This window comes from Halosimplex rarum (genome assembly GCF_047715405.1).
Lineage (GTDB): Archaea > Halobacteriota > Halobacteria > Halobacteriales > Haloarculaceae > Halosimplex > Halosimplex rarum.
Genome location: NZ_CP180412.1, coordinates 2,846,316 through 2,866,909, shown reverse-complemented (window position 1 = coordinate 2,866,909; position 20,594 = coordinate 2,846,316). Strand labels below are relative to the sequence as shown.

Genomic DNA, 20,594 nt, shown 5'->3' with positions numbered 1-20,594 from the left:
CATTTGTACGGCGCCATCCTACCCGGCGACAGTGACCACCGTCGCACCGGACGAGTCCGCGGGCCCGGACGTTCGGATCCGCGAGGCCGAGCGCGCCGACCTGCTCGCCGTCTTCCACATCGAACAGGAGGCGTTTCCTCAGCCGTGGCCGTTCTCGGCGTTCGAGCGATTCCTCGACGAACCGGGCTTTCTCGTCGCGCAGGTCCGCGACGCCGAGGACTCCCGGGAGACGGCGACGGTCGGCGACGACGGGCGCGTCGTCGGCTACGTCGTCGCGGACGTCGTGCCCAACCACGGCGAGGACCTCGGTCACGTCAAGGACATCGCGGTCGCCGCGGAGCGCCGGAGCGAGGGCATCGGCCGGCGCCTCCTCCAGCGCGCGCTGACCGCCCTCGCGACGCAGAACGTCGCCTCCGTGAAACTCGAAGTCCGGGAGTCCAACGACGCCGCGATGGACCTCTACCGCCGGTTCGGCTTCGAACATCACGGCACCCTCCCCGGCTACTACGCCAACGGCGAGGACGCCCTCGTGATGGTCCGGGAGTTCTGACCGACGGCAGCCGGCGCGGCGCTACTGCGCTTCGTCCCTGAGCGCTTCCGCTATCGCCTGCAGGTCCCCTTTCCTGAAGCTGTCGCCGCTGTCTTCGCTATCGCCGTCCAGCCCGTCGACCGTCGCCCGGATCGCGGTCCGCATCGCCGGTTTCGACGGCTGACCGCTCGTGTCGATATCCGCGTCGACGGCGTCGCAGATGGCCGCGAGCGCTTCCTTGGTGAACGCGCTGGAGACCTCCCGTTCGTAGCGGCCGACCGAGACGCGGATCTCGTTGCGCAGGGCGTGGACTGTCGGTGACATGGTGTGGTCGTCGTCGGGGTCCGCCGTGTACGTTGTGGTCGACGAGTTGGAACGGATGATTTTCCACGAGAGTCTGCTGCCAGCGAGTGATCAGCAACGGCGACCGCTCTCGTGATCGGAACCGCAGACAGCGTGAAAGCCCCCGCCGTCTCGACTTCCGGGCCTCGCTGCGCTCCTCGGGCTTCGCCCTGCGGTGCTTACTTCGTCCGGGTTCGTCGAGACGGCGGCCCCTTTCATTCCCACCCGTATCGGCTTCTCAACAGTCTATGCGGGTGGGAATGAAAGGGGCCGCCCGCTCCGGGAAGCACGACGACGTAAGCACTGCAGGGAGCGGAGCGACCGAAGCGCGCAACGAGGCGCGCGACCGGAGCGGGCGGGGGCTTTCACGCTGTTCTCGGCGCTGATCGAGTGGGCGGTCGCGGTAGCGGCATCGTTTCTAGTGGGGTCATCCAGTACTCGTCACCACGCAGCCAGTGCATCACGGCCGTGGCTGTACGAGAGGATGCCGAGGAAGGCGAAAACGCCGGTGAAGGCGAAGGCGCCGCCGAGGAAGAACACCCAGTCGATGCCGACGTTACTGGTGAGCCAGCCGCCGGCCAGCGGCGCGAGGACCGATCCGGGCCGCCAGACGAGGTCGCGGACGCCGAAGCTGGAGGCGACGCCCTGGCCTTTGCCCTCGTCGGCAAACAGCGCCATGCTGGCGGGCTCGCGGATGGAGTCCGCGACTCCCAGCAGGGCGTTCAGCGCCACGAGGGGGAGGAACGCCGCCGAGAGGGTCCCGAGGAACGGGAACGTCGCTGGCAGGCCGAGCGCGCTGCCGATAGCGGGGGTGAACGGGACGACCAGCGCGACGGTCCCGTAGAAGAGGCCGCCGAAGAAGACGAAGCGGGCGCGGCCGAACCGGTCGGAGAGCCCGCCCGTGTAGGGCTGGCAGACCATGTTGGTGAACTTCTCGGCGGCGATGATGACCGCGACCGCGGTCGCGCTGTTGACGTAGCCGAGTCCGCCGTCCACGGCGGCGAGACCGGCGTAGATGGGGACCCACGTCCGGACGAGCGTCACCGCGACCGCGTACTGGGCGCGGAAGCTCGTTATCGTCAGGATGCGTTTGTTCAGCGCCAGGTCGGTGAAGGGGAAGCCGTGGATCCGTGTGTCGTCGGGCTCGACCCAGAGCCAGACGACGACGAACGCCGACGCGGCGATGACCATCAGCAGCGCGAAGACGGCCTCGAACCCGAACAGGTCGTAGAGCGCACCCGCGGAGAAGGTACCGCCGATGGCGGCCGCGAACCGCCAGGCGTTAGAGGTCCCGATAGTGTTGCCCCGCTCGGACTCGCGGGCGAGGTCGCCCACCAGCGCCAGCGCGATGAGCCCGGCCGCGGTGGCGGCGATACCCTGGACGGCTCGGACGGCGATGAACTGCCAGCTCGTGTCGACGACGGCGAACCCGGCGTAGACGAACACGGAGAGGCCGAGCCCGCCCAGCAGGACCGTCCGCTTGTCGTAGCGGTCGCCCGCCCACGAGATGGGGATGATCCCGACCGCCTGCGCGAACGTCAGACCGGTCGCGAACAGTCCCAGGACAAAGCCCTCCGCGCCGAGTTCGTTGATGAACGTCGGCAGGAGCGTCAAGAGCGTCACGAGCCCGAACGAACTCGCGAATCTCGTGAAGTAGAGCGCCCGTAGTTGCTTTCCCGTATCAGTCACTGATCGGGCGGTTGCGATACGCGTAAAAAGGAGTTCCGATAGTCGAAAAATTCTCTTCCACGAGCGACACGTCGGCGACGATCGGAGCGTATCGCTCCCAGCGCCAGCGATGTACTGTCGCCGCTTCCGTGCCGCGGCGGAGTCGTACGAGGTCTGATCACGGTCGCAGATCGTCCGCACGATCTCGATCGATGGGGACGAGCGCCACGTCCAGATCAGGGCTCTGGGAGTACGGCCATCGCGCTGCTCGGAGAGACCGGACACGATCGAGAGCGGGACGCTCGACCCGACTGCACTCGCCCGTTGCAGCGTGACCGCCTTCGCGATGACGCACTAGAGAGGCGCATGGCCCGATTCGATCGCCGTCGCCCGTGTCCGCCAGATGGTGTGAATCATTTAACACGAAAACCACTAAGTCGGAGTAGATCATAATTGATAATGTATGTCTACAGAGGGCGGATCGCAAGACCCGGCGGAGCGAAAGTCGGCGATCAGGACGCGCCACGAGCAGGCAGCGAACGAGGTACTCCCGGATCACCGGGATCTGTTCATCGGCGGCGAGTGGGTTCCGAGCGCCTCCGGGGAGACCTTCGAAACGACCGATCCGACGACCGGCGAGACACTCGCCGAGGTGCAGGCCGGCAACGCCGAGGACGTCGACCGGGCCGTCGCGGCCGCGTGGGAGGCCTACGACGAGACGTACAGCGAGACGTCGACGGCCGAGCGGCAGGCGATGCTCGAATCCATCGCCGACGTCGTCGAGGAACACAGCGAGGAGTTCGCACGCCTCGAGAGCCTGGACAACGGCAAACCCATCACCGAGGCGCGCATCGACATGGCCCTCGTCGCCGACCACTTCCGGTACTTCGCCGGCATCGCGCGCGCCCACGAGGGGGTGACCGTCGATACCGACGACAGCAGACACGTCCAGACGCTCCGTGAGCCGTACGGTGTCGTCGGGCAGATCATCCCGTGGAACTTCCCGCTGCTGATGGCGGCCTGGAAGCTCGGCCCCGCGCTGGCGGCCGGCAACACGGTCGTGCTCAAACCCGCCGAGGAGACCCCGATGACCATCCTGAAACTGATGGAGGTCACCGAAGACGTGATTCCGGACGGCGTGGTCAACGTCGTCACCGGATTCGGCACGGAGGCGGGCGCACCCCTCTCCGAACACCCGGACGTTCGGAAACTCGCGTTCACCGGGTCGACCGAAGTCGGCCGGGAGGTGATGAAGAGCGCCGCGGACAACATCATCGACCTCACGCTGGAACTGGGCGGAAAGAGCCCGCTGGTCGTCTTCCCCGACGCAGATCTCGAACGGGCCGTCGAGACGACCATCACCGCCATCTTCTTCAACACCGGGGAGTGCTGCTGTGCCGGGTCGCGGCTGTTCGTCCACGAAGACGTCAAAGACGAGTTCCTGGACGAACTGGCGGCCGCGGCAGAGGAACTGACCGTGGACGACCCGCTGCTGGAGTCGACGGACCTCGGTCCGAAGGTGACCGCCGAGCAGGTCGAACGGACGATGGGCTACATCCAGGAAGCCGAAGAAGCGGGGGCGGCGTTCGTCACCGGCGGGAGCCAGCCCGACGACGAAGCCCTCTCGGACGGCTGTTTCGTCGCGCCGACCCTCATCGACGACATCGACCACGACAACAGGGCCGTCCAGGAGGAGATCTTCGGGCCGGTCCAGGAGGTGTTCACCTGGAGCGACTACGACGAGATGATCGAACTGGCCAACGACGTGGACTACGGGCTCGCGGCGGGTGTCCTCACCGAGGACCTGACGAAGGCTCACCAGGCCGTCAAGGACATCGAGGCCGGCAACGTCTGGGTCAACACCTACAACGACTTCCCGGCGGGCCAGCCCTTCGGCGGGTACAAGCAGTCCGGGATGGGCCGGGAGACCGCCCAGGAAGCCGTCGAACACTACACGCAGACGAAGACCGCCAACATCTCGCTGCGGTAGCGTGACCGTCCCCTTCCCGGAGCTGTCCCCGGGTCGGATCCGGGCCGGGCACGTCTCGGTGGCGCCCGACGGGACGGCCTACGTCGTCCCGTCGGGGATGCACGAGCGGCTGCGGGACGCGGTCGTGTCGGACACCGGCGAACGAGCGGGGGACCCGAAGGTCGACCTCGCGCTGGCCGGGTGGGCCTCGCTGCAGAGCGACGGGATGACCGACCGGGTGAACGTCGACGCCCCCGACGGCTTCGCGAATGGGGCCATCGTCAGGCGATTCGCCCGATCGCACGACGCGGGTTCCGTCGCCGTGGCGTACCACCCCAGCGGCGAAGTGAGCCGGTGGACCGACCCCGCGGCCGTTACGCTGCCCGAGACGTCGAAATAGACGAGTCCTCTGAGTCCGACGCTTCGACGATGCCGACCCTCAGTCCGAGGCCTCGGCGGCGGCGATCGGCGCAATCGCGATTTCGACCTCGATGTCCTCCACGTCCCACGTCTTGCGGTGGCCGTCGGCGACCGCGCCGACCTCTTCGGCGCGCACCTCGTCGGCGATGAGGGCCTCGTGTTCCGAAACGAGGTCGGCGATGCGGTCGTCGCGCACCTCGAATTCGAGACGGATCGACTCCTCCATGTCGAGTTCGAGCTCCTTGCGCATCTCCTGGACGCGGCGGATGACCTCGCGAGCGTAGCCTTCGCTCTCGATGTCCTCGGTGAGGGCGGTATCGACGTAGACGACGCCCTCGCTGTCGAGCGCCCGGAACTCCGCGCCGGCGACGCCGTCGGGCGTGTGGCGGACGAACTCGACCATCTCCGCGTCGAGGTCGACCGACTCGCCGAGCGCGTCGGCGACCGCCGATTCGAGCGCTTCGACGGTCGGCTCACTGACCCGGGCCTCGTTGAGCGCGCCCATGACGCGGCCGGCGTCGTCGCCGAACTCGGGCCCCAGGAGGCTCATGTCGGCCTCGGCGGAGTAGGCGAGCTCGCCCCACTCGCCGTCGGGACCGACGACCTCGATGTCGCGGGCGTTGAGCCGGTCGGCGAGGATGTCCGCGCGGCGCTGGACCGTGTCGGCGACGGCCGCGGCGTCGGCCTCGCCGGCGTCGTCCACGTCGACGACGACGCGCTGGACCGGCCAGCGGAGCTTGCGCTCGGCCTGCTGGCGGGCGTTCGACCCCGCTTCCTCGACGGCGCGGACGACCTCGACGTCCTGCTCCAGGTCGGTGTCGAGCCACTGCTCCGTGGGTTCGGGCCAGTCGGCCATGTGGACCGTCGGGTGGCCGGCGTCGCCGGTCAGCGAGCCGTAGACCTCCTCGGCGACGAACGGGGTGAACGGTGCGAACAGGGTCGCGACTTCTTCGAGGACGGTGTAGAGCGTCGCGTAGGCCGCGCGCTTGCTCGGCGAGTCGGACTCGTCCCACATACGTTCGCGGACGACCTGGACGTAGAACCGGGAGACGTCCTCGACGACGAAGTCGATCAGGGCGTTCGCGGCGCGGTCGTTCTCGAAGTCCTCCATCGCGTCGGTCATCTCCGCCTCGACGCTCTGGAGCCGCGAGAGCACCCACTCGTCGACGAGTTCGAGGTCGTCCTCGACGTCCTCCAGCGAGACCGCGTCGGGGTCGAAGTCGTCGGCGCGCATGTACGGCAGCGGGAAGCGCGCGACGTTCCAGAGGATGTTGAGCCGGCGCTGCATCTCCTGGGTCTCGTCCCACGAGAAGTTCATGTCCTCGCCCTGCGCCGTGACCGAGAGCAGGAACAGGCGCATCGGGTCGACGCCGTACTCGTCGATGACCTCGTGGGGGTCGACGAGGATGCCCTTCGACTTCGACATGCCGCGGCCGTCCGGCATGTTGGCGTAGCCGTGCATCAGGACCTGCTTGTACGGGATCTCGCCGGTCGCGGCGGTGGACATCCCGAGCTGCGACCAGAACCACCCGCGGGTCTGGTCGTGGGCCTCCATGATGAGGTCGGCGGGCCAGAGGTCGTCGAAGCGGCTCTCGTCTTCGGGGTAATTGAGGGTCCCCCACGTCGCGACCGAGGAGTCCAGCCACACGTCGAAGACGTCCGGGACGCGCTCGTAGGTGACGCCGTCCTCGGTGATGGTGAGGTCGTCGACGGTGTCCTTGTGGAGGTCGACGCTGTCGGGGTCGATGTCCTGGTCGACGCGGTCGGCGAGCTCCTCGCGATCACCGACGACGATGGCCTCTTCCATCGTGCCGTCCCAGTCGTCACTCGGAATCCAGATCGGGATCGGGATGCCCCAGTAGCGCTGTCGCGAGACGTTCCAGTCGGGCGCGTCTTCGACGAAGTCGCGGAAGCGATTGTCGCGGGCCCACTGCGGGTACCACTCGGAGTCCTCGATGTTCTCCAGCAGTTCGTCCTTGATGTCGGTGACCGTGATGAACCACTGGTCGGTGACGATCTGGATGATCCCCGTGTCACAGCGCCAGCAGTGCCCGTAGCTGTGGGACGTCGTCTGCTCGGCGAGCAGCGCGCCGTTCGCGTCGAGGTCGTCCATGATCTCGCGGTCGGCGTCCTTGACGAACTCGCCGGCGTACTCGCCTGCGCTGTCGTCGTAGACGCCGTCCGCGCCGACGGGACAGAAGATATCGAGACCGAGTTCGCTCCCGCGCTCGAAGTCTTCCTCACCGTGGCCCGGCGCGGAGTGGACGAGTCCCGTGCCGTCACCCTCGGTGTCGACGTAGTCGCCCGCGTACACCTGGAGCGCGCCCTCGCCGTCGGGCGCGTCGGGGACTTCCTCGCGGAGCGGGTGTTCGTAGGTCCACCCGAGCATCTCCTCGCCGGTCAGCTCCTCGACGACCTCGTAGTCGTCGTAGCGACCGGCCGAGAGGACGCTTTCGACCTTCGCCGCGGCGACGTACAGGCGCTCGGTGCTCCCGCCCTTCTCCGCGTCGACGCCGACGTACTCGCCCTCGCCGTCGACCGCGACGAAGGTGTTCGCGGGGATGGTCCACGGCGTCGTCGTCCAGATGACGAGACTCCCCTCGCGGTCTTCGAGGTCGAACTTGACGTAGATCGAGGGGTCCTCGACGTCCTCGTACTCGACCTCGTTGTTGGCGATGGCGGTCTCACAGCGCGGACACTGGGAGATAGACCGTTGCCCTTGCTCGACGAGGCCGCGCTGGTGGGCCTTCTCGAAGCCCCACCATGCCGCTTCCATGTACTCCGGCGTGACCGTTTTATATGGGTCGTCCCAGTCCATCCAGACGCCGAAGGACTTGAAGTCGCTCTGCAGGCCCTCGAGCTGCTCGTCGGCGTAGGCCTTGCACTCGTCGATGAAGTTCTGCTCGCCGAACTCCTCGATGTCCTTCTTGTTCTCGAAGTCCAGCCGTTCCTCGACGCGGGTCTCGATGGGCAGGCCGTGCATGTCGTAGCCCGGCCGGTCGGTCACGTCGTAGCCGCACATCCGGAGATAGCGGATGTAGCAGTCCTTCAGCGTCTTGTTCCAGGTGGTGCCCATGTGGGCCGACCCAGACGTGTAGGGCGGGCCGTCCACGAAGAAGTAGTCCTCGCCGTCGGATCGGTGCTCGACCGTCTGCTCGTAGGCGTCGACGGCGTCCCAGTAGTCGAAGACGCGGTCCTCGACCGCGTCGGGGTCGTACTGGTCGGGGACGTCCGCGAACCGCTCCGTGCGGGCCGCGGGTTCCCCGTCTCCGTCGGCGTCGTCCGTGCTCATACACTGACGAACCCGCCCGACGCTCTTGGAAACTTCGATTACGTGGCCCGACGGGAGCGGGTCACTGCCGCCCGACGTCACTGCGCGGTCCCTCACCCGTCTCGTCGTTCTCGACCGCGGCTTTCGCGAACAGGGCCGCATCGTACAGCGAGTGCGTGACGATCGGTGCGAGCAGTGACCCGGTGACGACAAACAGCGCTCCTAGTCCTGCGCCGACGAGGCCGGTGCTGAGACAGCCGATCACGACGCCGCGATCGACGTCGAGCGGCGAGTCTGCGCCGTAACTCGGATAGTGGACTGCACCGAACAGGGTGGCCATGACGCCGATTCCCGCCACCGCGCCGAGCGAGTCGACGAGGAGTGGCTGGACGATACCGCGATAGAGCAGTTCTTCGGCCGGACCGACGAGTACGAGTGCGACGATCAGGGCTGCCGGGACCGACTCTCGTGAGAGGTTGAGCGTCTTCTCTCCTTCGGCGTCGAGCAGCGAACGGACGCGCTCGGTCGCGACCGAGAGTGCGAACGGCGCCGGGACGAGTGCGAGCGCGAGCACGAGTTCGGGGCCGCTGAGGAGGCCGAGCCGAACGTTTACTCCGCCGACGAACCACAGATACCCCACCGCGACGAGCAGGAACGACCCCTCCATCAGGACGATACCCGGGACGAGGCCGCGGACGCGTTCTCCGACCGCGGAGTACGCCAGCGCACCTATCGGAACGATCACGACGAGCGGCAACACGGAGAGGACGACAGCCGTGACGATATCGTTCAGCTGCACGCGCCCTCACCTCCGATCACAGACAGCCACCACCGTCTGAATCGACTGTGCACATACTGCGGCGAACTCGTCAGGGAGACATAACGATTCTGGCGTCGCTCACGGGAACGCATCCGGAAGTCGCGCCGATCGCCGCCACGAACCCGCCCGACGCTCTTGGGACTTCGATTACGTGCCCTGTATCTGGTGAGCGAGTGAGCGAACCAGCGGTCGAGACAGCACCGGCGCTGTCAGGCCCAGTCGTGTCGGTCCCATCCCTCGTAGTGTTTCAGTCGACTCCGGATGTGAAACGGTTCCCACTCGCACTCGCGATAGAGCACGTCGGCGAGCGCGCCGAATGCGCCGTTGTTCAGTTCGATGCCGCGGTTTCCCTTCGACGTGATGTACGGTTCACTGCGGAGATCGTCGAAGGCCGCGCTCGCGGCGGGATACTCGTTCGAGTCGATCGCCGCGATCGAAAGCAGTGCGTCTTCGCCGATCGGCGTCCCCCAGCGATGCTTCGCGACCATCGCTGCCAACAGCGCGCACTTCACCGACGGCTTTCGCATAGAGCCGATTTCCCAGCCAACCGTATTAAATGGTGTTAACCCGAGTTTACACTGATGGAAAATAGTATATGCATCCGCGGCCGTGTTGATACCATGAGCGAATCGACGCCCGGCCCATCTATGTCCGAACGGGATACGAAGGCGGCCCGTCTCTCCCATCCCAGCGGGTTTCTCAAATTGACGAAACACGAGAGCGTCCCGATACTCCTCGACGCGCTCCTCGATCTCCCGCCGGGGAGGGAGTTCAACAAGAGCGAGCTCGCCGACCACGCCGGTGTCACCCGTCAGACCGTCGGGAACTACATCGACCTCCTCCTGGAACTCGACGTCGTCGAACCGGTCCCGGACACGTCGCCTCGTCGCTACCGAGTCGCCGAGAGCGACGTCGTTCGGGAACTCTTCGAACTCAATAGCGCGCTGAATACCGCGGGTGAGTAGGCCTCGCCGAAGCGGTGCCACGATCGGTTACCGTTGGATGCTTCGGTCGGTTGAATACTCGATCGACACGCACGCTCACAGTTTCTTCACCCCCACGCCGATCTCCATCTCGTAGCGGACCAGCGACTCACCGTCGTCGCTCAGCACGAACTCTCCGACGAACGTCTCCCCCTCGATCAGGTGCGGCAGCCACACGCGGTCGTCGATCCACATCTCGTCGTAGGGCAACTCACCGACGGGGTGCCACTCCGGCACTGCCTCTTCGGTCGCCTCGGGGTCGCCCTCGACGCCATCGGCGGCGAAGACGTGGACGTGCATGGAGTCGTCGTCCACGTCACCGCTCGCGGGTCCTTCGTCCCCGTCTTCTCGCGGGCTTTGCCCGCTCGAATGGTCCGCGGAACTTCGTTCCGCGCTACTCGCTCTGTCCGAGGCCTCACTCCGTTCGGCCTCGCGATCCCGAAAGTGGAAGTCGAACTCGCCGCGTTTCTCCAGCCCGACGGGGTCGACGCGCAACTCCTCGCGGACTTCCCGGCGAGCCGCTTCCCGCGGCGTCTCGCCGTCTTCTATCTTCCCGCCGGGACCCACCAGTTTCCCCGCCCCGAGCCCGCGCTGTTTCCGGATGAAGAGCAACTCGCCGTCGACGATCGGATGGCACAGCGTCGCTTCGGTCACCTGCATGTGTCACTGATCGCCGGAGTGTCACCCGGCGGTGACTTCACTCCACCGGGCGCCACCGGCGCCGGGCAGTCCGGGACGAGTGGTCCGCCCGCTACGAGAACGCCGTCCGCGGCGAGCGCTCGATCGTCGGACGTCACCGAACCGATCCGCCCGGTTCCACTTCCGCTCCGGGAGGATCACGAGACTCGGCTCGACGAGCCGGGCCCGGCGATTCCGCGGGACGCGAGTCAGATTTCGCGTCACGAGTGGTTGAAACGGACCGGGAACTACCGGTCGCGTTCCACTTTCGCCGCGACTGGCAAACGGTTAAGTGGTGCGCGGAGCGTGGTGAAAGTAATGACGGAGGACCCCGAGGAGGGGATGCTGTCGTGGGACGAATCGGTGTTCCGCGACGAACACGTCTTCGAGATCGACTACCTGCCGGAGACGTTTCTCCACCGCGACACGCAGATGGAGACGCTGAAGTACGCGCTGCGCCCCGCCGTGCGCGGGTCGCGACCGCTGAACGTCGTCGCGCGCGGACCGCCTGGTACCGGGAAGACCACCGCCGTCCAGAAGATGTTCGGCGAATTGCGGGCCCAGACCGACGTGAAGACGGTGCGGGTCAACTGTCAGGTCAACTCGACGCGCTACTCCGTGTTCTCGCGGCTCTTCGAGGGCGTCTTCGACTACGAGCCGCCGTCGTCGGGCATCTCGTTCAAGAAACTGTTCTCGCAGATCACCGACCAGCTGGTCGCCGACGACCGCGTCCTGGCCGTGGCGCTCGACGACGTGAACTACCTCTTCTACGAGGACGAGGCCTCCGACACGCTGTACTCGCTGCTGCGCGCACACGAGGAGCAGGGCGGCGCCAAGATCGGCGTCCTCTGCATCTCCTCGGATCTCGATCTGGACGTCATCGACGAACTCGACACGCGCGTCCAGAGCGTCTTCCGACCCGAGGACGTCTACTTCCCGAAGTACGACCAGCCGGAGATCGTCGACATCCTCCAGGAGCGCGTCGATCGGGGGTTCCACGAGGGCGTGATGACCGCGCCGGTCCTCGACAGGGTCGCCGAGTGCACGGAGGAGCAGGGCGGAGACCTTCGCGTGGGCATCGACCTGCTGCGGCGGGCGGGGCTGAACGCCGAGATGCGCGCCAGCCGCAAGGTCGAACGGCAGGACGTCGAGGAGGCCTACGACAAGTCGAAGTACGTCCACCTCTCGCGGCGCCTGCAGGAGCTCTCGGAGTCCGAGAGCGCGCTGCTCGAAGTGATCGCCGAGCACGACGGCAAGCGCGCGGGCGACATCTACGACGTGTTCAACGACGAGACCGGGCTGGGTTACACCCGCTACTCCGAGGTCACGAACAAGCTCGACCAGCTGGGCATCATCACCGCCAGCTACGCCGACGTGGAGGGCCGCGGGCGCTCCCGGGAACTGACGCTCAACTACGACGCCGACGCCGTCCTCGAACGGCTGTAGCGGGGCGAGACGGTCACGAGAGCGCTATTCTACAACTCCGGCAGCGCCACGACCACGACGGGCACGTCCACGCTCCCCAGCAGCGCGCGAACGGTCGATCCGGGACCGTCGCGGTCCGCGGAACCGGTCGAACCGCTCTTCTCTGGATCGCCGCGGCGCGGGCCGACGAGAAGCACGTCCGCGTCGCGCTCGGCGAGAACCGCTTGGATCTCCTCGGCGGGTTCGCCCTCGCGTTCGAGCACCTCGACGGTCGCGGGGAGCAGGCGCGTCCGGGCGACGTTGGCGGCGTCGCCGGCGTCCCGCTCGTCGAGGTCGGGTTCGGCGACGGTCACCACGAGCACCTCGTCGTCGGCGGTGAGGCGGTCGGCGAGGTGGTCGGCGGCCGCGGCGGTCGTGTGGACCGACGCCGTCGCGAGCAGGTAACGGGTCATACGCGAGTTGTCGCCCCCGACTCACTCGAAGGCGGCGAACTGCGTCCGACAGTCCCGGCAGACGAGCGCCCGGAGCGGGTGTCCCTCGGCGTCGGTGCGCGGCGGGCCGCAACAGCCGCCGGCCTTTCCTTCGCTCAGCGGGGTCTCGCAGACGGGGCAGTCGTCGAGGAACACCGCGAGCCCGTGGGCGGCGACCGCGCGCCGGTCGGGGTCGAGGTCGGTCGCCTCGGCCAGTGCCCGCGCCGCGGCCGTCTCGGCGACCGCGACCGGCCGCCGGAGCCACACCTCGCCCGCGGGCTCACCGGACCCGTCCGAAAGGACGACGTAGGCACGGTCGCGCTCGGTCACCGCGCTCGCGTCGCTCGCGGCCGGCGCCGCCGCGAGTGTCGCGTCGGCGAGGGCAGCCGGCGAGCGCTCGCGGAGGTCGCCGATCTCGGTCTGCCAGCGCTCCTCGAAGGGATCGACGAGACGCACCTCGTCGCCGTTCGCCCGCACGGCGCCGGCCGCGACGAGGTCGTTCAGCACCGCTTCCCCGTCGGCGGCCGTCGCGTCGGCCAGCGTCGCCGGGGTTCGGTCGACGTCTCCGCCATGGGCGTCGTCGTCATCGTCCGTGGACTGTCGACCGTCGCCGGACGCCGTCCGACTACCGCCCGACGACGAATCGGTGGGCGCGGCCCGCGGCCCGGGCGGGTGGCCGGTACCGGCGGGGAAGGGGTTCCACGGCAGGCGTTCGACCAACCGGGGCGCGAACTGCGGCGTGTACGGCACCAGATACCCGCGGAGCCAGATCGCGGCCGCTCCGGCGATAGCGAGGACCGCGCTCACCGGCGGCGAGACGACCGCGAGCGCGAGACAACCGATGGCGAGCAGGCCGAGGTTGACCGCCGTGCAGGGCCAGCACCGGTCGGCGCCGGTGTGGGCCGGCCGGCGGATCGCCGACTGAGAGGGTCGCATCGCCGACAGTTCGGCGGACGCCCGTTTGAGGGTGTCGTCGGTTTCGCGACGTAGGGCAGGGTTACCGTCTCTAGGCGCCAGTTATGGTTCCTTGAGTGACAGTTCCGGGCGGTTGCGGTAGTGTTACTGTACGTTCGCTTTCAGAGGTCACGGCTCCGGGATGTCCCACGTGTCGGTCGTGACGCCGTCCACGCCCCGGTCGGCGAGCGCCCGGACGGTCGCGGCCCGGTTCGACGGCTCGCCGGCCGCGTCGAGCAGTCCCCAGGCGTAGACCCCGAACCCGTCGTCGTGCGCCCGCTCGACGACGTCCGTGTCGAGGCACTGGCGCGCGTGCGGGTGGACGTTCGCACAGCCCAACACGGCTGCCAGATCGAGATTCGCGTCCGGATAGTCGCCGAACAGCCACCCGACCTCGGGGGCCCAGTCCGACCGCGCGATCTCGGCCAGCGCCGGCGCCGAGAAACTGGTGATCCGCAGGGCCGGCGGGTCGTCGTGCTCGGACAGTTCGGCTCGCACGTCGCCCAAGAGGCCCGGTTCCTTGAGCTCGACGTGGAGGGTCGTTTCGGCGGGGACGGCGTCGAGGATCTCACCGAAGGTGGCGACCCGCTCGTCCGACCCGTCGACGCGCAACTCTCGGAGCGCCGCCAGGTCGAGGTCGGCGACGCGGCCGCTTCCGTCGGTGAAACCGTCGACGCGCTCGTCGTGGGCGGCGACGAGTTCGCCCGAGGCGCACCGCCGGAGGTCGATCTCCACGGCGGGGAGGCGGTCGGCGGCCGCCGCGACCGCTCGGGGGGTGTTCTCGGGGCCGTGATCGGCGCAACCGCGGTGACCGACGAGTTCCATGGCCTATGTCGATGCGCCGTCATCAAAGCGGCGGCGACGGTTTCGCCAGCGGGGGCGCCGGTAATTCGACGTTATTCCGCGAATGTCAACGGATGCCGGACTATACCTTAGTCTGCAAGGCCGGATCATCCGGAATATGCCGGACGAATCCGCGTCGTCGAACGGGGAACAGAGCGCGTCGTCGCGATCGCGGCGACGGTTCGTGAAGACGGTCGGCGTCGCCGGGGCGGTCGGACTGGCCGGCTGCCCGGGCGGTGGCGACGACGGGACGGCAGACGGAGGCGGCGGAGGCGGAGACGGAGACGGGAACGGTGACGGGACCGGCGACGGAGGCGGTGGCACGCCCGGCGGCGGTGGCGGCGACGGCGGCGACGGGGCGACCGTCGAGATGGCGATGCCGTCGAACGTCACCGACAGGGCCGAGGACACTCGCGAGGCGCTGTACGACGCCGGGCTCTCGCAGGACATCGAGGTGACGTTCCTCTCGACGTCGGAGATCTCGGGCGACGTCCAGTCGCAGTACCGCAGCTGGCTCAACGCCGGTCGGGAGACGCCCGACATCTTCCGGATGGACAGCGGGTGGACGATCCCCTTCATCGTGCGCGACCAGCTGGTCAACCTCAGCGAGCACCTCTCGGACGACGCGCTGTCGATGCTCGACGAGCACTACTTCGAGGCGCCGCTGGAGAGCGCCCGCGCCCCCGCCCAGGCGGTCGGCGGTGGCGCGACGGACACCGACACCGCGACCGGCGGTGGCGGCGGTCCGCGGGGGGAACTCTACGGCGTCCCCTGGCAGGTCGGCTTCCCGACGATCCAGTACCGCAAGGACCTCGTCGAGGAGGCCGGTTTCGACCCCGAAGGCGAGAACTGGGCGACCGAGCCGATGACCTGGCAGCGCTTCTCGGAGGTCATCTCCGAGACGCACAGCAACTCGGACGTCGAGTACGGCTTCAACTGGCAGGGGACCGACTACGTCGGCCTCTCCTGTTGCACGTTCAACGAGTTCATGACCACCTGGGGCGGCGCGTACTTCGGCGGGCGCGACAACCTCTTCGGCCCCGTCGGCGACCGGCCGATCACCGTCGAGGAAGAGCCGGTCCTCCAGGCGCTGCGGATGATCCGGACGCTCATCCACGGCTCGGACGACGAAGAGGCCCTCGAGGGCTACCAGCAGATATCGCCCAACGCCGTCCTGGAGTGGACCGAGGGACCGTCGCTGTCCCCGTTCACGAACGGCAACGCCGTCGCGCTGCGCTACTGGCCAAGCGGCATCTTCGAGGCGGCGACTGCCTTCGAGGAGGCCGACGGACTCTCGCCGGACGCGCTCGGGACGATGCCGATCCCCTACGCGGTCTCCGAGGACGAGTCGGAGTACGAGGGCATCGGCGGCACCGCCTCGGCGCTGGGCGGGTGGCACCTCACGGTCAACCCCAACTCCGCGAACGTCGACGCGGCGGTCCAGGTGATCGAGGCGACGATGCAGGAGAGCTTCCGGTCGTTCCAGTTCAGCGAACTCGGCTACCTGACGGGCGACCGGCGGCTGTTCGACCCCGAAAACGTCGGCGACGTCGAACCCTGGGGTCCCCACCTGGAGACGCTCCAGATCGCCGGCGAGAACGCCATCCCTCGCCCCGTGACGGTCGTCTGGCCCGACCAGTCCTCGCAGGTCGCCAGCCGCGTCAACGGCGTGATCGCTCAGCAACAGGCCCCCGGCGAGGCGATGTCCGCGCTCGCACAGAGCCTCGAAGAGATAGAACAGAGCGTCTAGTATGGCGACTCGCGACGAGCACTCCCGGAGTCGGGTGCGGTCGGCAGCCGTCGCCCCGGCCAACTGGACCGAGCGGCTGACCGAACAACAGTTCGCGTACGTGCTCCTCGTCCCGACCCTGCTTTTGGTCTCGACGATGGCGCTGTGGCCGCTGGTGAGCACCTTCGAGATGTCGCTGCGGGCGGACGCGCTGTTCAGCGGCGAGTATGTCGGCGAGTTCGTCGGCCTGGAGAACTACGTCGAACTGCTGACCGGCCAGCGCAACGCCATCCTCGGCAGCCCCTTCGTCGACTTCAGCCAACCGTTCCAGAGCGCGCTGACGGTCACGCTCATCTACGTGGCCATCGCCGTCACGCTGGAGACGATCATCGGGTTCGGCCAGGCGCTCGTGCTCGATCAGAGCTTCCGCGGCCGCCGGTGGGTCCGCGTGGCCATCCTCATCCCGTGGGCCGTCCCCATCGCCATCCAGGGGCTCATCTTCTGGCTGTTCTTCCAGCCGGGGATCGGCGTCGGCACCGACGTGATGCAGGGCCTGGGAATCTTCTCGCAGAACCCGCTGATCAACACCACAGACACGCTGATTATCGTCATCTTCGCCGACGTCTGGAAGACCTCGGCGTTCATGGCCCTGCTCATCCTGGCGGGCCTCCAGAGCGTCGACCGCAGCCTCTACGACGTGGCGCGGGTCGCCGGCGCGTCGCGGATCCAGCAGTTCCGCTACATCACCTTCCCGCTGGTCCTCCCTGCGCTGCTGGTCGCGCTCCTGTTCCGGACGATCCAGTCGATGCGCGTCTACGGCATCATCGAGACGACCGGCGGCTGTTCGACGCTGCCGTCGCTGACGTGCATGGTCGTCGACACCTTCCGGTCTGGCCGCTACGCCACCGCCGCCGCCGTCGCGTTCATCACCGCCGGCATCGTCGCGCTCGTGGCCATGATCTACATCGTGAAGTTCGCTGACCTGGAGGTGGGGACCTGATGGCCTCCTCCACCGTCGACGAAGACGAGAGCGACGGCGACGGACCGCTGCAGGAGCGGGTCCAGGCGGCCATCCGGAACCCCGGGGACGCCTACCAGTTCCTCTTCTACGTCGTCACGGCCTTTTTCCTCGTGACGACGCTGTTCCCGTTCTACTGGCTCCTGGTACTCGCGCTCACGCCGAGCAACCGGATGACCGACATCGGCCTGTTCCCCAACGGGTTCAATCCATACTCGTTCGTCGAGATGTTCGAGCGGCTGCCGTTCCACGTCTACATGTTCAACAGCATCGTCATCGCGCTGACGACGACGATCATCGTCCTCCTCGTCGCCAGTTTCGCCGGCTACGCGTTCGGCCGCCTCGACTTCCGCGGCAAGACGGCACTGTTGCTCGTCCTGCTGGCCATCTCGTACTTCCCGCCGGCCGCGTTCATCATCCCCCTCTTCCAGTTCTTCACCGGGAACGTCGAGATCCTCACGCTGCCGGTCCTCGGGACGATCGAGAGTCCCAACTGGTTCAACACGCCTGGGGCGATGGTCACGCCGTTCAGCGCGCTCTTCTTACCGCTCTCGATTTTCATCCTCACCACGTTCTACAGCCAGATCCCCGACGGGCTGGAGGACGCCGCCCGGGTCGAGGGCGCCACCCGCATCGGCGCGCTCTTCCGGGTCATCATCCCGCTGTCGGCCCCCGGCGTCGCCACCGCGGGCGTGCTCACCTTCATCGGCGTCTACAACGAGTTCTTCATCTCCTTCCTGATGACCGACGGGCAGGCGCAGAGCTGGGCGCCCATCGTCTGGGGCGTCGTCAACTACCAGGGCCAGTACCAGGCCTTCTACAACCTGATGGCGGCGGCGAGCATCGTCGGGGTCCTCCCCGTCGTGATCCTCGTCGTCGTCGCGCAGGAACGCATCGTCAGCGGGCTCACCGCAGGCGCACTCAAGGAGTAAATCATGGGAGACGTCATCCTCGAACACGTCACGAAACGCTACGCGGACGTCACGGCCGTGGACGACATGAACCTCGACATCCAGGACGGCGAGTTCGTCACACTCGTCGGCCCGTCGGGCTGTGGCAAGTCGACCACGCTCGAAACTATCGCCGGCCTGACTATCCCTTCCGAGGGGAAGATCACCATCGCCGGCGACGACGTAACCAACAAGCCGCCGAAGGACCGGGACATCGCGATGGTGTTCCAGAACATCGCGCTGTTCCCGCACATGGACGTCCACGACAACATGAGCTTCGGGCTCCGCCTGCGCGACTTCCCGCAGGACGAGATCGACCGCCGGGTCGCCCGCGCTGCCGAGATCCTCCAGATCGAGGAACTCCTCGAACGGATGCCCGACGAGCTCTCCGGCGGTCAGCGCCAGCGCGTCGCCATCGGCCGCGCCATCGTCCGCGAGCCCGCCGTGTTCCTCATGGACGAACCCCTCGCGAACCTCGACGCCAAGCTCCGGGTCCACATGCGGACGGAACTCCAGCGCCTCCACAAGGAACTGGAGACCACCATCATCTACGTCACCCACGACCAGGCCGAGGCGATGACCATGAGCGACCGCATCGCCGTCATGAACGAGGGCCACCTCCAGCAGATCGCCCCGCCGCTCGTGTGTTACGACGAGCCGGCGAACCTGTTCGTCGCCGGGTTCATCGGCTCGCCCAGCATGAACTTCGTCGAGGGGACCGTCCGCGGCGGCGAGATACAGACCGAGGGGTTCGACGTCGACTTCGACCCCGCGCAGGTCGCCGAACTCGCCGAGGGCGACGACGTGACCGTCGGCGTCCGCCCCGAGGACGTCTACCCCGCGAGCAAGGCGGGCGAACTCGTCAACCCCACCCGGCGCATCCGCGCCCGGACGGACGTCCTCGAACCGATGGGCGATCAGATCTTCGTCTACCTCGTCCTCCAGGGCGAGGACGCCAGCGGCGCCGACACCGGCACCGCCGGCGCCGCCAGCGCCCACGGCGCCGACGAACTCCTGATGAGCGTCGAACCCGACAGCGATCTGGCCGCCGACGAGGACCTGGAAGTCGTCCTCGACCGCGAGAAGATCCACGTCTTCGACACCGCGACGGGCGACGCCGTCTGCCACGACATCGTCCGCTCGGAGGCGATGGGCGGCGGCCACCCCGGCGCCCGGGAGGAGAGCTAACCGTGGTCTCGACCGCCCTCCTGCTGTACTTCGGGATGGGGACCCTGCTCTTTTTCTTCTGGGTCTACGGCATCTACGCGTTCGTCCGCGACTGCCGACAGACGTACATCCCGGGTCTCAAGGGCTGGCTCGCCCGTCGTCGGGAGCAACAGGCCGAGCAGGAACGCGAACAGGAACGCGAGGAGCGCGAGAAGCAACTGTACTGAGTCGACGTCGGCCACGCACTTTCGATAGCGCCGGCTCCCGGCTCACTTGGACGGCCGCAGCAGGTGCGCCCGACCGGCGAGCAGGCCGATCAGCAGGCCGGTGAAGTGCGCGACGAGCGCGACGCCCCGTCCCGCGGTCGCGACGGTGATCCCGCCCGCGACGACCACGAAGATAACCAGCTGGGCGCGCGGGCTGAGCGGCGTACGGTCGAGGATCGTATCGCTCATGCGGTTGCCGGCGAGCAGGTACCCGACCAGGCCGGCGATGCCGCCGCTGGCGCCGAGGACGGCGACGCCGGGCCCGACGAGGTCGCTGACCCACACCTGGGTCAGGCCCGACAGCGCGCCGGTGGCGAGGAAGAAGGCGTGAAAGCGCAGTCTGGAGGTCTGGCGTTCGAGGTAGAGGCCGACGAGCACCAGGACGACGACGTTGGCGACCAGGTGGCCGACGCTGACGTGGGCGTAGACGCTGGTGACGACCGTCCAGGGCTGGCGGCCGACCGGCGCCGAGAGGGCGAACGCCAGCGGTAGCTGGAGGAACGCGACCGCTCGCTGGACCAGAAAGACGACGACGATCACACCTACCAGCGTCAGCGTCGGACTTCGCGACACGTCCGGAGGTTCGGCCACCGACTACAAGAAAGGTCGGGGGCGAACGGAGGCGGAACGCACTTGCCGGCGGTCGCCGAACCGCGGAGTCGATGACCGAATCGACGGCGGAGGGGACGTACACGCTCGTCCTCGACCTGTTCGAACCGGCAACTATCGAGGTCGGTGCCCTCGGCGCCCGCGAGTTTGCAGCGGGCGGGTACGCCTACACCGGGAGTGCGTTCGGCCCCGGCGGATTCGCGCGGGTCGAGCGCCACCGGGAACTCTGTGCGGGCGAGCGCGACGCCCGCCACTGGCACGTCGACTACCTGCTCGGCCATCCCGACGTGACCGTCGACGCGGTCGTCCGCACGCCGGACGAGGACGTCGAGTGCGAGGTCAGCCGGGCGCTCGCAGCCGAGCGCGAACGAGTCGCGGGCTTCGGCGCGTCGGACTGTGACTGCGAGTCGCACCTGGTGTACGAGGCCGACGGCGAGTCCCTCCGCCGGGCGGTCGAGCGAGTACAGCGCATGTATCGTTAAT

21 protein-coding genes are annotated in these 20,594 nt (G+C 67.8%); 11 read left to right on the top strand and 10 right to left on the bottom strand.

The genetic code is table 11. From position 1 onward, the window contains the following. Positions 1–31: 31 nt before the first annotated feature. Positions 32–550 carry a ribosomal protein S18-alanine N-acetyltransferase gene (rimI, locus tag ACMGFH_RS13715; protein ID WP_415379006.1) on the top strand — a complete coding sequence of 173 codons (519 nt, stop codon included), beginning with the start codon at positions 32–34 and terminating at the stop codon, positions 548–550. 21 nt (positions 551–571) lie between these two features. Here rimI and ACMGFH_RS13710 read toward each other — a convergent pair whose 3' ends face one another. Next, on the bottom strand, positions 572–853 hold the full coding sequence (locus ACMGFH_RS13710) for a hypothetical protein (protein WP_415379005.1): 282 nt from the start codon (positions 851–853) through the stop codon (positions 572–574). Between the two features lie 459 nt (positions 854–1,312). Beyond that, complete coding sequence (locus tag ACMGFH_RS13705) at positions 1,313–2,560, bottom strand: MFS transporter (RefSeq protein ID WP_415379004.1); 1,248 nt, start codon at positions 2,558–2,560, stop codon at positions 1,313–1,315. 442 nt (positions 2,561–3,002) lie between these two features. Between ACMGFH_RS13705 and ACMGFH_RS13700 the strand changes: the two genes are divergently transcribed. After that, the gene (locus tag ACMGFH_RS13700) at positions 3,003–4,529 is read left to right on the top strand and encodes an aldehyde dehydrogenase family protein (protein ID WP_415379003.1); all 1,527 of its coding nucleotides are present in this window, start codon (positions 3,003–3,005) and stop codon (positions 4,527–4,529) included. Between the two features lies 1 nt (position 4,530). Then, a complete protein-coding gene (locus tag ACMGFH_RS13695) occupies positions 4,531–4,908 on the top strand; it encodes a hypothetical protein (RefSeq protein WP_415379002.1) in 378 nt (125 codons plus the stop codon). 39 nt (positions 4,909–4,947) lie between these two features. Here ACMGFH_RS13695 and ileS read toward each other — a convergent pair whose 3' ends face one another. From ileS to ACMGFH_RS13680, 3 genes are all read right to left on the bottom strand, one after another. Next, the gene (ileS, locus tag ACMGFH_RS13690) at positions 4,948–8,220 is read right to left on the bottom strand and encodes an isoleucine--tRNA ligase (RefSeq protein WP_415379001.1); all 3,273 of its coding nucleotides are present in this window, start codon (positions 8,218–8,220) and stop codon (positions 4,948–4,950) included. A gap of 61 nt (positions 8,221–8,281) precedes the next feature. Next, positions 8,282–8,998 (bottom strand): lysostaphin resistance A-like protein, encoded by a 717-nt coding sequence (locus ACMGFH_RS13685; protein ID WP_415379000.1) that lies wholly within the window; start codon positions 8,996–8,998, stop codon positions 8,282–8,284. A gap of 230 nt (positions 8,999–9,228) precedes the next feature. After that, positions 9,229–9,546 carry a hypothetical protein gene (locus ACMGFH_RS13680; RefSeq protein ID WP_415378999.1) on the bottom strand — a complete coding sequence of 106 codons (318 nt, stop codon included), beginning with the start codon at positions 9,544–9,546 and terminating at the stop codon, positions 9,229–9,231. Positions 9,547–9,639: 93 nt separating this feature from the next. On the opposite strand from ACMGFH_RS13680, the gene ACMGFH_RS13675 reads away from it, so the two are divergent. Continuing rightward, positions 9,640–9,984: a hypothetical protein gene (locus ACMGFH_RS13675; RefSeq protein ID WP_415378998.1), complete on the top strand. Its 345-nt coding sequence runs from the start codon at positions 9,640–9,642 to the stop codon at positions 9,982–9,984. Positions 9,985–10,059: 75 nt separating this feature from the next. Here ACMGFH_RS13675 and ACMGFH_RS13670 read toward each other — a convergent pair whose 3' ends face one another. Then, positions 10,060–10,662: an 8-oxo-dGTP diphosphatase gene (locus tag ACMGFH_RS13670; RefSeq protein ID WP_415378997.1), complete on the bottom strand. Its 603-nt coding sequence runs from the start codon at positions 10,660–10,662 to the stop codon at positions 10,060–10,062. 336 nt (positions 10,663–10,998) lie between these two features. Here ACMGFH_RS13670 and ACMGFH_RS13665 point away from each other — a divergent pair, with 336 nt between their 5' ends. Continuing rightward, complete coding sequence (locus ACMGFH_RS13665) at positions 10,999–12,126, top strand: ORC1-type DNA replication protein (protein ID WP_415378996.1); 1,128 nt, start codon at positions 10,999–11,001, stop codon at positions 12,124–12,126. 29 nt (positions 12,127–12,155) lie between these two features. On the opposite strand, the gene ACMGFH_RS13660 is transcribed toward ACMGFH_RS13665, so the two are convergent. The 3 genes from ACMGFH_RS13660 to ACMGFH_RS13650 all read right to left on the bottom strand — a co-directional run bounded on the left by ACMGFH_RS13660 (position 12,156) and on the right by ACMGFH_RS13650 (position 14,354). After that, a complete protein-coding gene (locus ACMGFH_RS13660; RefSeq protein ID WP_415378995.1) occupies positions 12,156–12,557 on the bottom strand; it encodes a universal stress protein in 402 nt (133 codons plus the stop codon). A gap of 21 nt (positions 12,558–12,578) precedes the next feature. Then, positions 12,579–13,511, bottom strand: coding sequence for a hypothetical protein (locus ACMGFH_RS13655; protein WP_415378994.1), 933 nt, complete (start codon positions 13,509–13,511; stop codon positions 12,579–12,581). Between the two features lie 147 nt (positions 13,512–13,658). After that, the gene (locus ACMGFH_RS13650; RefSeq protein WP_415378993.1) at positions 13,659–14,354 is read right to left on the bottom strand and encodes a glycerophosphodiester phosphodiesterase; all 696 of its coding nucleotides are present in this window, start codon (positions 14,352–14,354) and stop codon (positions 13,659–13,661) included. A 136-nt stretch (positions 14,355–14,490) separates the two neighbouring features. On the opposite strand from ACMGFH_RS13650, the gene ACMGFH_RS13645 reads away from it, so the two are divergent. From ACMGFH_RS13645 to ACMGFH_RS13625, 5 genes are read left to right on the top strand one after another with little or no spacing between them, the layout of a single operon-like run. Continuing rightward, positions 14,491–16,122, top strand: coding sequence for an extracellular solute-binding protein (locus tag ACMGFH_RS13645; protein WP_415378992.1), 1,632 nt, complete (start codon positions 14,491–14,493; stop codon positions 16,120–16,122). A 1-nt stretch (position 16,123) separates the two neighbouring features. Then, the gene (locus ACMGFH_RS13640) at positions 16,124–17,101 is read left to right on the top strand and encodes a carbohydrate ABC transporter permease (protein WP_415378991.1); all 978 of its coding nucleotides are present in this window, start codon (positions 16,124–16,126) and stop codon (positions 17,099–17,101) included. Then, entirely contained in the window at positions 17,101–18,051 is a 951-nt protein-coding gene (locus ACMGFH_RS13635; RefSeq protein WP_415378990.1) for a carbohydrate ABC transporter permease, read from the top strand. The genes ACMGFH_RS13640 and ACMGFH_RS13635 overlap by 1 nt, the downstream gene beginning before the upstream one ends. A gap of 3 nt (positions 18,052–18,054) precedes the next feature. Continuing rightward, entirely contained in the window at positions 18,055–19,257 is a 1,203-nt protein-coding gene (locus ACMGFH_RS13630; RefSeq protein WP_415378989.1) for an ABC transporter ATP-binding protein, read from the top strand. 2 nt (positions 19,258–19,259) lie between these two features. Next, positions 19,260–19,463, top strand: coding sequence for a hypothetical protein (locus ACMGFH_RS13625; RefSeq protein WP_415378988.1), 204 nt, complete (start codon positions 19,260–19,262; stop codon positions 19,461–19,463). A gap of 42 nt (positions 19,464–19,505) precedes the next feature. Here the strand turns inward: ACMGFH_RS13625 and ACMGFH_RS13620 are convergent, their stop codons facing one another. Beyond that, positions 19,506–20,075: a rhomboid family intramembrane serine protease gene (locus tag ACMGFH_RS13620; protein ID WP_415378987.1), complete on the bottom strand. Its 570-nt coding sequence runs from the start codon at positions 20,073–20,075 to the stop codon at positions 19,506–19,508. 89 nt (positions 20,076–20,164) lie between these two features. Between ACMGFH_RS13620 and ACMGFH_RS13615 the strand changes: the two genes are divergently transcribed. Beyond that, a complete protein-coding gene (locus ACMGFH_RS13615) occupies positions 20,165–20,593 on the top strand; it encodes a GIY-YIG nuclease family protein (RefSeq protein ID WP_415378986.1) in 429 nt (142 codons plus the stop codon). The last annotated feature ends 1 nt before the right edge of the window (position 20,594 follow it).

What these genes read in the sequence shown, in the direction of transcription:
- ACMGFH_RS13710 (WP_415379005.1), bottom strand. Translation starts at nt 853, where the DNA reads ATGTCACCGACAGTCCACGCCCTGCGCAACGAGATCCGCGTCTCGGTC.
- ACMGFH_RS13700 (WP_415379003.1), top strand. Translation starts at nt 3,003, where the DNA reads ATGTCTACAGAGGGCGGATCGCAAGACCCGGCGGAGCGAAAGTCGGCG.
- ileS (WP_415379001.1), bottom strand. Translation starts at nt 8,220, where the DNA reads ATGAGCACGGACGACGCCGACGGAGACGGGGAACCCGCGGCCCGCACG.
- ACMGFH_RS13680 (WP_415378999.1), bottom strand. Translation starts at nt 9,546, where the DNA reads ATGCGAAAGCCGTCGGTGAAGTGCGCGCTGTTGGCAGCGATGGTCGCG.
- ACMGFH_RS13675 (WP_415378998.1), top strand. Translation starts at nt 9,640, where the DNA reads ATGAGCGAATCGACGCCCGGCCCATCTATGTCCGAACGGGATACGAAG.
- ACMGFH_RS13670 (WP_415378997.1), bottom strand. Translation starts at nt 10,662, where the DNA reads ATGCAGGTGACCGAAGCGACGCTGTGCCATCCGATCGTCGACGGCGAG.
- ACMGFH_RS13665 (WP_415378996.1), top strand. Translation starts at nt 10,999, where the DNA reads ATGACGGAGGACCCCGAGGAGGGGATGCTGTCGTGGGACGAATCGGTG.
- ACMGFH_RS13660 (WP_415378995.1), bottom strand. Translation starts at nt 12,557, where the DNA reads ATGACCCGTTACCTGCTCGCGACGGCGTCGGTCCACACGACCGCCGCG.
- ACMGFH_RS13655 (WP_415378994.1), bottom strand. Translation starts at nt 13,511, where the DNA reads ATGCGACCCTCTCAGTCGGCGATCCGCCGGCCGGCCCACACCGGCGCC.
- ACMGFH_RS13650 (WP_415378993.1), bottom strand. Translation starts at nt 14,354, where the DNA reads ATGGAACTCGTCGGTCACCGCGGTTGCGCCGATCACGGCCCCGAGAAC.
- ACMGFH_RS13645 (WP_415378992.1), top strand. Translation starts at nt 14,491, where the DNA reads ATGCCGGACGAATCCGCGTCGTCGAACGGGGAACAGAGCGCGTCGTCG.
- ACMGFH_RS13640 (WP_415378991.1), top strand. Translation starts at nt 16,124, where the DNA reads ATGGCGACTCGCGACGAGCACTCCCGGAGTCGGGTGCGGTCGGCAGCC.
- ACMGFH_RS13635 (WP_415378990.1), top strand. Translation starts at nt 17,101, where the DNA reads ATGGCCTCCTCCACCGTCGACGAAGACGAGAGCGACGGCGACGGACCG.
- ACMGFH_RS13630 (WP_415378989.1), top strand. Translation starts at nt 18,055, where the DNA reads ATGGGAGACGTCATCCTCGAACACGTCACGAAACGCTACGCGGACGTC.
- ACMGFH_RS13615 (WP_415378986.1), top strand. Translation starts at nt 20,165, where the DNA reads ATGACCGAATCGACGGCGGAGGGGACGTACACGCTCGTCCTCGACCTG.